Source organism: Curtobacterium sp. C1 (genome assembly GCF_021049325.1).
GTDB classification, from domain to species: Bacteria; Actinomycetota; Actinomycetes; order Actinomycetales; family Microbacteriaceae; genus Curtobacterium; species Curtobacterium citreum.
Window position 1 is genome coordinate 3,070,969 of the sequence record NZ_CP088076.1, and the last position, 12,026, is coordinate 3,082,994.

The 12,026-nt window shown below is 74.0% G+C and carries 9 protein-coding genes; 4 read left to right on the plus strand and 5 right to left on the minus strand.

Annotation, left to right across the window (positions count from 1 at the left end; translation table 11 throughout):
• Positions 1-49 precede the first annotated feature (49 nt).
• A complete protein-coding gene (locus LQK89_RS14745; RefSeq protein WP_058741552.1) occupies positions 50-796 on the minus strand; it encodes a phosphoglyceromutase in 747 nt (248 codons plus the stop codon).
• Positions 797-840: 44 nt separating this feature from the next.
• On the opposite strand from LQK89_RS14745, the gene LQK89_RS14750 reads away from it, so the two are divergent.
• Positions 841-1,614 (plus strand): class I SAM-dependent methyltransferase, encoded by a 774-nt coding sequence (locus LQK89_RS14750; protein WP_231049549.1) that lies wholly within the window; start codon positions 841-843, stop codon positions 1,612-1,614.
• A gap of 24 nt (positions 1,615-1,638) precedes the next feature.
• On the opposite strand, the gene ygfZ is transcribed toward LQK89_RS14750, so the two are convergent.
• The 3 genes from ygfZ to LQK89_RS14765 form a co-directional block, all read right to left on the minus strand.
• Positions 1,639-2,703 (minus strand): CAF17-like 4Fe-4S cluster assembly/insertion protein YgfZ, encoded by a 1,065-nt coding sequence (gene ygfZ, locus LQK89_RS14755; protein WP_231049550.1) that lies wholly within the window; start codon positions 2,701-2,703, stop codon positions 1,639-1,641.
• A complete protein-coding gene (locus LQK89_RS14760; RefSeq protein ID WP_058741555.1) occupies positions 2,703-3,305 on the minus strand; it encodes an FABP family protein in 603 nt (200 codons plus the stop codon). The genes ygfZ and LQK89_RS14760 overlap by 1 nt, the downstream gene beginning before the upstream one ends.
• A gap of 136 nt (positions 3,306-3,441) precedes the next feature.
• A complete protein-coding gene (locus tag LQK89_RS14765) occupies positions 3,442-3,723 on the minus strand; it encodes a hypothetical protein (protein WP_141863002.1) in 282 nt (93 codons plus the stop codon).
• Positions 3,724-3,877: 154 nt separating this feature from the next.
• Here LQK89_RS14765 and LQK89_RS14770 point away from each other — a divergent pair, with 154 nt between their 5' ends.
• Genes LQK89_RS14770 through LQK89_RS14780 form a run of 3 tightly spaced genes read left to right on the plus strand, consistent with a single transcriptional unit; the run spans position 3,878 to position 7,509 of the window.
• The gene (locus LQK89_RS14770; RefSeq protein ID WP_058741557.1) at positions 3,878-4,561 is read left to right on the plus strand and encodes a winged helix-turn-helix domain-containing protein; all 684 of its coding nucleotides are present in this window, start codon (positions 3,878-3,880) and stop codon (positions 4,559-4,561) included.
• Entirely contained in the window at positions 4,561-5,457 is an 897-nt protein-coding gene (gene mshD, locus LQK89_RS14775; RefSeq protein ID WP_231049551.1) for a mycothiol synthase, read from the plus strand. Before LQK89_RS14770 ends, mshD begins: the two co-directional genes overlap by 1 nt.
• A 45-nt stretch (positions 5,458-5,502) precedes the next feature.
• Positions 5,503-7,509: a serine/threonine-protein kinase gene (locus LQK89_RS14780; protein WP_231049552.1), complete on the plus strand. Its 2,007-nt coding sequence runs from the start codon at positions 5,503-5,505 to the stop codon at positions 7,507-7,509.
• Positions 7,510-7,663: 154 nt separating this feature from the next.
• On the opposite strand, the gene LQK89_RS14785 is transcribed toward LQK89_RS14780, so the two are convergent.
• Complete coding sequence (locus tag LQK89_RS14785; protein WP_231049553.1) at positions 7,664-11,944, minus strand: FtsK/SpoIIIE domain-containing protein; 4,281 nt, start codon at positions 11,942-11,944, stop codon at positions 7,664-7,666.
• Positions 11,945-12,026 lie beyond the last annotated feature (82 nt).

Here is a 12,026-nt window from a genome sequence, read left to right on the forward strand (position 1 = left end):
ACGACGAACGCCCCGCCGGTGACCGGCGGGGCGTTCTGCATGCGGCTGCTTACTTCTTGGCGCCCTGGGCGGCGACCGCGGCGGCGCCGGCTGCGGCAGCCTCGGGGTCCAGGTAGTACGAGGGCTTCGTCGGACGGAAGTCGTCGTCGAGCTCGTACACGAGCGGGATGCCCGTCGGGATGTTCAGGCCGGCGATGTCGTCGTCGGAGATGCCGTCGAGGTGCTTCACGAGCGCCCGCAGCGAGTTGCCGTGGGCCGTCACGAGGACGGTCTTGCCCGCACCGAGGTCCTTCGTGATGTCGGACTCCCAGTACGGCAGCAGCCGGTCGATCACCAGCTTGAGCGACTCGGTCCGGGGCAGCTGGTCGCCGAGGTCGGCGTAGCGGCGGTCGCCGGCCTGCGACCACTCGGCGTCGTCGGCGATGGGGGGCGGCGGCACGTCGAACGAGCGGCGCCACTCCATGAACTGCTGCTCGCCGTACTGCTCGAGCGTCTGCGCCTTGTCCTTGCCCTGCAGGTCGCCGTAGTGCCGCTCGTTGAGGCGCCAGTCGCGCTTGACCGGCAGCCACGCGAGATCGGCCTCGAGCAGGGCGATGTCGGCGGTCTGGATCGCACGGGTCAGGAGCGACGTGTACAGGACGTCCGGCACGATGCCGGACCCGGCGATGAGCTCGCCGGCGCGCTTCGCCTCCTTCTCGCCCAGCTCGCTGAGCCGGACGTCGACCCAACCGGTGAACAGGTTCTTCTGGTTCCAGTCACTGTTGCCGTGACGGAGCAGGACGAGCGTGGAGGTCATGCGCCCGAGTCTACCGAGCGGCGTCGGCCCCGTAGCCTGGTCCCATGCCCATCGGGAACGTCACGCGCGGCACCACCGGGTACAACCGGCTCCGCCGGGTCGACCGGTGGATCGCGTCGCTCCCGGTGCTGCGGCGGACGGACGACCCGCTCGTGGCCGACGTCGGGTACGGCGCCCGGCCGACCACGACGCTCGAGCTCCGCGACCGACTGGCCCGGGTCCGTCCGGACGTCGAGGTCACCGGCATCGAGATCGAGCCCGCACGCGTGGCACTGGCGAACGCCGGCACCCGCGACGGGGTGACCTTCCGGCTCGGCGGGTTCGAGACCCCGACACCGGGAGACCGTCGTCCGGCAGTGATCCGGGCGTTCAACGTCCTGCGGCAGTACGACGAGTCCGCCGTCGTCGACTCGTGGCGGATCATGCAGGACCGCCTGCAGCCGGGCGGGGCGCTCGTCGAGGGCACGTGCAACGAGGTCGGGCGGGTCGCGTCGTGGGTCACCCTCGACGAGCACGCGCCGCACACCTTCACGGTGTCGTTGCGCCTCGCCAGCCTCGAGGTGCCGAGCATCGTCGCCGAACGGCTGCCGAAGGCCCTCATCCACCGGAACGTCCCCGGCGAGCGGGTGCACGCGTTCCTGCTCGATCTCGACCGCGCGTGGGCCGTCGCCGCGCCGCTCGGTACGTACGGTCCCCGCCAGCGGTGGATCGCGACGGTGCAGGGCATGCGCGACCGTGGATGGCCGGTGCTGCACGGGGTGGCCCGGTGGCGCCTCGGCGAGCTCAGCGTCCCCTGGTCGGCCGTCGCCCCCGCCTGAGCCCGAGCCGCAGGCCGCCGCTGCTCAGCCGCGCCGGACGGCTCCGAGCCTGGGCAGGCGCGGCACGTTGGCCGTCGCGCCGGCCCCCGGCGGGACGATGGTCTCCTGCGCGGCCGTCACGACCACGTCGTCGACCGTGAGCTCGAGCGTCGCCGTCGGGTCCAGGGAGCGCTTGACGACCGCGAGCCCGATCGGTCCGAGCTCGTGGTGCAGTGCCGCCGCGGTGAGTCGGCCGACGTCCTTCCCGTCGGACACCACGGGGGTGCCGGGCGCGGGGAGCACACCGTCCGACCCGTCGAGGTGCAGCATCACGAAGCGGCGCGGCGGGTGGCCGAGGTTGTGGACCTTGGCGACCGTCTCCTGCCCGCGGTAGCAGCCCTTCGACAGGTGCACGGCGGAGCGGAGCCAGTCGAGCTCGTGCGGGATCGTCCGCTCGTCGACGTCGGACAGCGAGGGACGCCAGGCGGCGATGCGCAGGGCCTCGAGCGCGAGGAGCCCCGCGGCGGGGACGTCGGACGCGGCCGTGTCGGCAGCGGCCTCGGGGGTGACCACGTCGATGCGGAGGGTCCAGTCGGAGGCGGGGTGTGCCTCCAGTGCGGCGTAGCCCCACCCACCGGGCGTGACGGACGCCCACGGGTCGACCCACTCGACCACCGGGTCGGCGACCGCCGACCCCGCGAAGCGGCCCAGCGTGACGAGGTCGGCGGAGCGGTCCGCGACCTCGACGCGGAGCATGAACCGCATGCTGTCGAGCCAGGCGGCCAGCGGTGCGGCGTCTGCCGGCTCGGTGAGGAGCCACGTCGTCCCGCCGTCGTCGACGACCCGCGCGGCGTGCTCGACGCGACCGGACTGGTCGAGCACGAGCGTCTCGGTGGACGTGCCGGGCGCGAGCCCGGTGATCAGCTGCGACGTGATCGAGTTGAGCCAGGTCAGCCGGTCCGGCCCGGTCACCGTGACGACGCCGAGGCCGAGCTCGACGACGGCACGGCCCGCGGCGAGCGCACGCTGCTCGCCCGTGGGGTTGCCGAAGTGCGCGGCGGGACCGGCGTCGGACGCGACGAAGCCGGGTCGCTCGGCGAAGACGGCCATCAGTCGACCTTCGCGAGCTGCCCCGAGGCGTGCGACGTGAGCTGCTGCCCGAGCGCGGCGATGTCCCAGGCCCAGAACAGCTTGCCCTCGACCAGGCCGTACAGCCGGGTGGCCGCGGAGTAGTCCTTCGCGTTCGGCGAGCGCATCACGGCGTCCGTCGCCAGGTCGATGCGGCCCTTCTTGACGCGTCCGACGTAGAGCTCGTTGACGCCCGTCGGGTGGATGATCGCGGCTTCCACGTCGAAGCCGTCGGTGGTGTTGCGGAGCGTCTCGACGCTCTCCACCGTGCTGAACGGGGTCGGCCCGTCACCCATGAGCATCGCGGGACCGCGGTCGCCGGGTTCGTTCGGCCGATCGATCCGCCAGTAGCCCATCTCCGCGGCGAGCGGCGTGTGCTCGTCGTCGAGCAGCCACGTCGTCGAGGAGTAGTTGAGGTACGGCAGGCCGTCGTGGCTGAAGCTCACGCGCTGGCCGAACTCGTACTTCCGGGGCTCGTCCTCGTCACCCACGGGGTACTCGACGACGCCGGTGCCCTCCCAGACGCCCACGAGCCACGACAGCGGGACGAGTTCGGGCGCCAGGCCCTCCGGCAGTTCGATCAACGCTGACCCTTGAACAGCTTCACGACGACGACGACCGAGATGAACGCGATCGCGAGCGACGCGAGGCCGAGGAGCCCCACGTAGAACAGCTCGAGCGCAAGCAGCGAATCCATGCCGCGAGTCTACGCGGTGGACCTCAGCGCGCCAGGAGCACCACGGCGGTGACGAGCACGACGACGAACGCCCCCGAGGAGGCGATGCTGATCCGCTCGACCAGGCCGTCCTTCGTCGCGGTGATGAGCTGCAGCACGAAGCTGACGAGCACGCACAGCACGAACACGAGGAGCAGCCACGCGAAGGAGTCCTTCTGCGTGAGCGTCAGGACGAGCACGGCGCCGACGACGGCGAGCAGCCAGACGGGCAGCACGGAGGTCAGACGCAGGCGACGCTGGTCGAGGGGCTGGTCCGTCTCGCTCACGCGGACCATCATGGCAGGCGCACGGTGTCCGGCGTCGGGGCGTCCGGCGTCCGGCGTCGTTTCTCGGTGCCGGGTCGCCGTCCGGCCGGACGGGGGCCGGCTTCGCGAGCATCACTAGGATGTGTGCACGACTCCCCCACGCCCTGGAGGTCCTGTGGCCCAGCTCCTGGTACTCACCTCAGCCGCGCCCGGCGACGTCCTGCCGAGTCTCGGTCTCCTGAGCCACCGGATCCGCCACGTGCCCGCCGAGGCGGCACAGCTGGTCAACGCCCCGCAGAGCGACCTGATGTTCGTGGACGCCCGCACCGACCTGGTCAGCGCGAAGGCCCTGTGCAAGATCCTCGCCACGAGCGGGTCGACGACGCCGATCGTCCTCGTCGTGACCGAGGGCGGCCTGACCGCCGTGAACAACGAGTGGAACGTCGACGACGTCGTGCTCGAGACCGCAGGACCGGCCGAGGTCGACGCCCGCATCCGACTCACCACGGGGCGCGCCGCCAAGACCCAGACGGGCTCGAAGATCCAGGCCTCCGGCGTCGTCATCGACGAGGCGAGCTACTCCGCCAAGGTCCGGGGCCGGCCGCTCGACCTGACCTTCAAGGAGTTCGAGCTCCTCCGGTTCTTCGCCACGCACCCCTCCCGCGTGTTCACCCGCGAGCAGCTGCTCAGCGAGGTCTGGGGCTACGACTACTTCGGCGGCACCCGCACCGTCGACGTCCACGTCCGGCGACTCCGCGCGAAGCTCGGGGACCTCGAGTCCCTGATCGGCACGGTCCGGAACGTCGGCTACCGCTTCAACGTCTACGACGACGAGGCGGACCGGCTGGCGGGGCAGTAGTGCTCGCGGTCGTCGAGCTCCTGGCCGCGGCGTCCGCCGCCGCCGGTGAGGCCCCGCCCTTCTCCGACCAGACGCTCGTCGACGTGCGCGCGGGGCGCGCACACGTCGTGGGGGACGAGCGCGGGGTCGCCGTGGTCCGTGACGGCGAGCTGGAGCTCGTGGTCGCACGGGAGGCCCGTGGTCGCGGGATCGGGTCGGCCCTGGTCGCGCAAGTGCTCGCGTCCGGTGACGCCGGTGACGCGTCCGGTGCCGGTGACCGCGGTGATGCGTCCGGTGCCGGTGACCGCGGTGATGCGTCCGGGGCTGGTGCTCCCCGACTCGCGTGGGCGCACGGGGACCACCCCGCTGCCCGGGCCCTCGCCCGACGGCACGGGTGGACCGCCGTCCGGACGCTCCTGCAGCTGCGGGCGCCGATCGCCGACGACCCCGTCGACCCCCGGGTCCCGACGGGCTGGACCCTCGAGGCGTTCCGCGCCGGGGACCCCGAGGACGAGGCCGCCTGGCTCGCCCTGAACGCCGCCGCGTTCGCGCACCACCCGGAGCAGGGGCGGATGACGCTCGACGACCTCCGTGCCCGCGAGGCCGAGCCGTGGTTCTCCGGCGACGACCTGCTGCTCCTGCGCGACGACGCCGGCGAGCTCGTCGGGTCGTGCTGGCTCAAGGTCGAGGGCGACCTCGGCGAGTTCTACGCCGTGGCCGTCCGTCCCGACCAGCATGGTCGCGGGATCGGGGGTGTGCTCATGCGCGCCGGTGCCTCGCGCCTGACCGGCCGAGGACTGTCCGCGGCGGCGCTCTACGTCGAGGGCGACAACGAGCCGGCACTCGCGCTCTACCGCCGATCGGGTTTCGCACAGCACGCGGTCGACGTCCAGTACGCGGCGGGTCCCGGCCGGTAACATGGCGCGGTCGGCGAGGGGTCGACCGGGGCACTCGGGGGGATCGTGGCGGAGCAGGGCCAGGCACAGTACGGCCGCGGAGAGCCACTCGGCGCCTCGTACCGACTCGTCGACCTGCTCGGCACGGGTGCCACCGGCGAGGTCTGGCGTGCCGAGCACACCGCCTCGGGCGAGCACGTCGCCGCGAAGCTGCTGCGCGCCGAGCTCGCCGCGGACCCGGCGATCGTCGAGCGCTTCGTGCGGGAGCGCACCGTGCTGCTCGGGCTGCAGCACCCCTCGATCGTGCGCGTCCGGGACCTCGTGGTCGAGGGCGACCGGCTCGCGATCGTCATGGACCTGGTCGACGGCGGCTCCGCGCGGGACCTGCTCCGGGCGTCCGGCACGCTGCCGCCCCGCGACGCGCTGACCATCACGGCCGAGACGCTCGACGCCCTCGCTGCGGCACACGGGCAGGACGTCACGCACCGGGACGTGAAGCCCGACAACGTGCTCCTCGCGACGGCGTGGACCGCGGGTGCGACGGGCGACGTCCGGGTGTCGGACTTCGGCATCGCCTCGGTCGTGGCGGACCGCGAACGCACGACCACCGGGCTCCTCGGCACGCCGCAGTACATGGCACCGGAGTCGATCAGCCAGGGCCGCGCGGGTCCGGCGGCCGACGTGTACGGCGCCGGGGTGATGCTCTACGAGCTCCTCGCCGGCCGCACGCCCTTCGCCGGCCCCGGCACCGACTTCGCCGTTGCCTACCGACACGTCACGTCGGACCCGCCCCGCATCGACGTCCCGGACGCACTCTGGACCGCGCTCACGACGCTGCTCGCGAAGGACCCCGGCGCCCGCCCGGCCGCGGCCGACGCCGCCGCGACCCTCCGCCGGCTCGCGCGATCGCTGGCGGAGGCCCCGGCCCTCGCCCCGGCCGCTGACCCGGAGTCCTTCGCCGAGGTCGAGCGGCCCGCGACCGTCGTCCGCGGCGTCCGACCGGACACGGCGGCGGAAGAGGCCCCGGCGGTCGAGGACGCCTCCCCCGCGCCGGAGCTCGGCCCGGCCGGCTCCCAGACCGTCATCCGCCCGCTCGCCCGGCAGCCGTTGCCCGTCGTCCGCGAACCAGAGGCACCGCCGCGGAGCCGCTGGCAGCGCCCGGACTGGCTGACGAACCGGATGGCGGCGCTCGGTGCCCTCGGTGTGGTCCTCGTCGCCGCGCTCGTCGTGGGCGGGGTCGTGTGGCTCCCCGGGGCGCTGGCCGGTCGGGGCTCCTCGACGCCCGCCGCCACCGCGCAGGCGGGCAGCGCGTACCAGCAGGACCGGCCGCTGCCGACCGGGCTGACCACGACCCGCAAGGCGACGATCGACCCGGAGCGCGGCACGGTCACCCTGTCGATCACCTACGCCGCGCAGTCCGTGGCGCTCCGCGGGCCCCTGCTCGAGGTGGTGCCCGGCGCCACCGCGAAGGCATCGTGCCCCGCGGTGACGTGGACCGGCGAGGGCGTCTCCGCGGCGCGCAACCAGCCGTCGCTGACCGGCGTCGGCACCGCGTGCTCGTGGGCGCTCGACGACGTCGAGGTCCCCGCCGGCCAGGACCTCACCGTGCAGGCGAGCGTCCGGCTCGCCGGCGTCCGCGACCAGGCGGCGCTGCAGGAGTGGCTCGACGCCGCCGGCAGTGCGACCACGGCCGCGGTGACCGACCGCGGGGTCACGGGGACCGCGTACCCGGTGCAGCGGCTGCAGGGCGTCGAGGTCCGCACGCCCGACCGCACGGTCAGCCAGACCACGCTCCCGGTGACGCTGGTGCCGGTGTGGCCGAGCGGCGCCGACGACCTCAACCCGCTCTACCGCAGTCCGGCGACCGGGAGCCCGTCGCAGATGCTGACCGACGTCGCCGGCGGCGAGTCCGGCGTGCGGTTCGCCGACGGGTGCTCGGGGGCGCTCGCGGTGTCGTCGGACGGACTGGTCGTGACGGCGCTGTCGGTCGCGCCGTCGTGCACGGTGCGGGCCACGGTGGGGAACTTCACGAACCTCGAGAGCGCGCCGTTCGGGATCACCACGCGGGACTGATCCGTCGCGTTCGATCGCCCGGCGCGCCTGGCCCCTGGGACGGGAGGTGCGTGGCGGGCTGGCGCCGCGCCTCCCGTCCGGCGGTGGCTCCCCGGTACTGGAGGCGCGCGGCGGGCTCGCACCGTGCCTCCCGTCCGGCGGTGGGCCGGGTCGGTCAGGCGCCGGAGGACGCGGTCTGCACGAGGCGGACCGACCCGCCCGACGCGGCGTAGCCGCGACCGGCGCTGAGCGCGACGGGTGCGCGCCGGGGCAGGGTGATGCCGAGGAGCTCGCCGTCGTAGTCGACGTCGGGCTGCAGCAGGACCCCGCAGCGGCTCTTGCGGACCTGTCGTGTCCAGTGGCTGTAGAGCGAGCGGAGGTCCACGGAGCGGCCGGCCGCGACGACGCAGAGGCCCGGTCGTTCCGACGTCAGCAGCGTCGCGATGCCCTGGTCCGCGTCCTCGAACCGTTCGGCGTCGTCGACGAGCAGCAGGACCGGCCCGCGTTCGAGGCGGAGTCCGGCGAGGAGTGCGGGGACCTCGTCCGCACCGACCGCGACGCGGTCGAGCGGCGCTTCGGCGAGGGGCGACCGTCGGTCGCAGATCCCCCACACGGCGGGACGGACGCCCTCGGCAGAGCGGGCGAGGTCGGCGAGGGCGAGGAGCACCGTCGACTTGCCGGACCGCGCGGGGCCGGCGACGAGGACGTGCTCGCCGTCGTAGACCTCGAGGACGGCGGTGCCGAGGTCGTCCTCGGCGATGCCGACGGGGAGGCGCCAGGGCTCGGCGTCGAACCGGGCGGGTTCGGCGAGGTCGCCCACACGGACGGCGTCCGGCAGTCGTCCGACGGCGCTGGTCTTGGTCGGCGCTTCCGGCCACGCGGCGACGACGTCGGCGACGGCCCGGTCGAGCGGCACGGTCGGCGTCGCGACGTGGCTCTGCAGGCGCATCGTCGAGTCGATGAAGCGACCGGGCACGGGCGGCGGGACGTCCTTCGGGCGGACGCCGATCGAGGAGTAGTCGTACGGGTCCGCGAGGCGGAACAGCCACTTCTGGGTGGTGACCTCGTCCATCGCTGACGGCACCGCCTTGGCGCGGGTCGTCGACACGGCGAACGAGATGCCGAGCGCGGGGCCCTCGGCGTAGACGCGGTGCAGTGCGTCGAGGAGCAGCTGCCCCTCGAAGTCCTGGTACTCGTCGCGGAGGGCGGCGAGGCCGTCGATGAGCACGACCGCTCGCCGACCGCCCGGGGCGGCCCGTCGGCGCTCGAGGTCCGCGCGGAGGTGGCGGAGGAAGCGCGCCTGCAGCTCCCCGGCGCCCGGACCGGAGCCGACGTACGCGGTGGTGTGCGGCAGCCGCGCGAGGGGCGCGAGGTCGCCGGCGCCCATGTCGAGGACGAGGAGGTCGAGGTCAGCGGGGTCGTGGGTGGCGGCGAGGCGCAGGGCGAGGCTCGCGAGGGCCGTGCTCGTGCCGCTGCCCGGGATGCCCATGAGCATGAGGTTGCCCTCGTCGAGGTCCCAGCCGGCGGGGACCTGGCGCTGGTGGTCGGGGTCGTCGGCGAGGGCGACGACGACCTGCCGCTCGGTTCGGGTGGTCGCGCTGCTGACGGGCAGCGTGTCGAGGTCGACGCGGTCGCCCAGTGCCTCCGGCCAGATCGGGCGGGGCGGCGCGTACCCGGCGGCGTCGTTCGCCCGCCGGATCGCGTCGATGAGGACGTCGAGGTCGGTCTCGTCCGACGCACTCGGCGCCGGCGTGGGCATCGGCGCAGGGACGCCGAACACGTCGGTCGGGCGCGCGGTCACCGGCTGGTCCTCGCGCTGGTCGCGGGCGCGGCCGGTCACCAGGGCCGTCTGCACCGGCGTGATGTCGTCCTGCCCGAGCTTCACGAAGGCGCGACCGGTCTGCTGGCGGCCGATCGCCGACGCGGCCGGGACGCCGATCACGTTCGTCGAGTCCTCGCGGCTCTGGACGCGCAGGGCGACGCGGAGGTTCGTGTTCGCCAGGATGTCCTCGCTCACGACACCGGCGGGACGCTGCGTCGCGAGCACCATGTGCACACCGAGCGTGCGGCCGACCGCGGCGATCGCGACGAGGGACGTGAGGACGTCCGGGAACTCCTTCGCGAGCATGGCGAACTCGTCGACCACGAAGAGCAGCCGCGGCATCGGCTCGGTCGGACCGGTGGCGAGGTAGGCGTCGAGGTTGTCGATGTCGGCCCCCGCGGTCGCGAAGACACGCTGGCGTCGTTCGAGCTCGGCCTCGAGCGCACGGATGGCACGGTCGGCGAGCTGCTCGTCGAGGTTGCTGATGGTGCCGATCGTGTGCGGGAGCCGTTCGCACGCGGCGAAGGCGGCGCCGCCCTTGAAGTCGACGAGCAGGAAGTTCAGGCGGGTCGGGTCGTTCCGAGCGGCGAGCCCGGCGACGAACGACCGGAGGAACTCGCTCTTCCCCGAGCCCGTCGTCCCGCCGACCAGGCCGTGCGGGCCGTCGCGGACGAGGTCGATCTCGAGCACGCCACCCTCGGACGAGCCGATCGGGGTCGAGACGCCCGTCCGCGCGTCCCACGCCGCGCGGATCGCCTCGGGGCTCGACGGGTCGAGCGCGGTGTCGCCGGCCCCGCGGCGCTGGGTCACGGCGAGGAGCTCGGGCAGGCGGACGAGCGCGGGCAGCGAGGCGCCGGGCACGGTGAGCTCGGGGTCGTCGAAGTGCGCCACGGCTCGGGCGGTCCGTTCGGCGGTCTCCGTCGACAGCCCCGCGAGCACGACGTCCTCGACGCGGGTGCGGTCCTCCGGCCGGTACACGGTCGCGGCTGCGTCCGCCGCGACCGTGACGATCGTGGTGCACGCGGCGGGGAGCTGCTGCTCGTTCGACGCGATGACGATGCCGCTGACGCGCTGCCGACGCTCCCCCGGACGCAGCGACACCCCTGGGACCGTCCGTCCCTGGCCGAGCAGGTTGCGCGCCGGGGCGTCACGGCCCTCGGTCAGGACCTCGGAGTCGACGACGACGAGCAGGTTCGGTGTGGGCAGCTCGTCGAGCGACTCGCGCAGGCCGCGGAGGACCGCGGCGCTCTGGTCGCGCTGCGCCGACATCCAGCGCGCCCCGGTGCTGCTGCCGGCCACACGGGTGTGCGGCAGCCAGGAGGCCCAGGACCAGTCCGTCTCGCGGCCGCGGTCGCAGAAGACGCCGACGGTCAGGTCCGCGGGCCCGCAGTGCACGGTCGCCTGGGCGAGCAGGCTGCGCGCGAGGGCGAGGGCGCCGTCACGGTCGCCGACGATCCCGACGACCCCGGCGTCCGACAGGTCGGTCACCACGGGCGCCGCGGTGAGCCGGCTGTCCGCGATCGCGGCCTTGGCCTCGTCCTCGAGCTTCGTGGTCGCGGCGCGCTGGTCGACCTCGGGTCGCCACGGCGCGTCACCCGTGCCGGCGTGCAGGCTGAGGAAGTCGTCGTCGTCCGAGCGGCGCTGCCACAGCGCGGTCGTCGGCAGCGCGGCACGGCGGACGACGGTGGCAGGATCGGGGACGAGCTCCTGCCGTCGCGCGGCCTCGACCGCCGCCGCGGCCGTGATCTCGCCGCGGAACGTCTCGACCGCCGCGGCGAAGCGCGTCTCCTCTTCCTTGAGGTTCTTGGCGCGGCGGTGCTTCTGCTCGAACCACATGCCGATCGCCGTCACGGGGCTGAGCAGGGCGAACAGGGCGAAGCGCGCGTCACCGAGGAGCAGGACCATCGCGCCCGCGAGGACGAGCGGTGCCGCCACCGTGATCCAGCTGAACTTCGACGCGGGAGCGACGTCCTTCCGCGTCGGCGGGACGACCGTCTCGGCGTCCCCGACCCGACCGGGCCGCGGCGGACGGTTGAACGGTGCCGTCGCGGCCGGGGTGAGGTTCGGCAGCGATCCGGCCGGCGGCACGGTGGTCTCCGGCAGTTCCGGGCGGACCAGCAGCACGGCGCCGCCGACGATGACGCTCGTCGTGCGGGTGAGCAGGACGCCCTCGTCGTCGATCCGTTCGCCGCCGATGATCGTCCCGTTCGTCGAGCCGGCGTCGCGCACCCGGACCCCGTCGCCCTCGCGCTCGACAGTGCAGTGCTCCCACGATGCGCTCTCGGTCGGCAGGACCACGTCGGCCTGCGGCGCTCGCCCCACCACGAGCTTCCGGTTCCGCGGCACGGCGAGGACCAGGCCGGCGTCGAGCCCTCCGGCGAGGGTGACGCTCCAGCCGTCGACCGTGCGCGGGCGTTCCTGCGCCGTGCGGGCGATCCGGGAGCCCTCGAGCAGGACGAGGTCGCGGAGCGGGGTGTCCGAGCTGGTGTGGTGGCCGTCGACGGCGAGCGGGGTGGCAGGGTCGAGGACGGTGCCGGTGGTCGCGGCGACGAGCGCGCCGAGGGTGGCCACCCCCGTCCATCCGTCGACCTCGACGGTCTCGCGTCGGTCGTCGAGCTCGATGAGCACCCGCATGCCGTGCCTCTCCGTTCGTGTCGTCGGTCAGCGCTTCGTGTGGTTCGTCAGCGGTCCGTGCGGTCGGTCAGCGCTTCGCGGT

Excerpts from the sequence above, each read along its gene's own strand:
- LQK89_RS14745 (WP_058741552.1), bottom strand. The coding sequence starts at position 796 with ATGACCTCCACGCTCGTCCTGCTCCGTCACGGCAACAGTGACTGGAAC.
- LQK89_RS14785 (WP_231049553.1), bottom strand. The coding sequence starts at position 11,944 with ATGCGGGTGCTCATCGAGCTCGACGACCGACGCGAGACCGTCGAGGTC.
- LQK89_RS14750 (WP_231049549.1), top strand. The coding sequence starts at position 841 with ATGCCCATCGGGAACGTCACGCGCGGCACCACCGGGTACAACCGGCTC.
- ygfZ (WP_231049550.1), bottom strand. The coding sequence starts at position 2,703 with ATGGCCGTCTTCGCCGAGCGACCCGGCTTCGTCGCGTCCGACGCCGGT.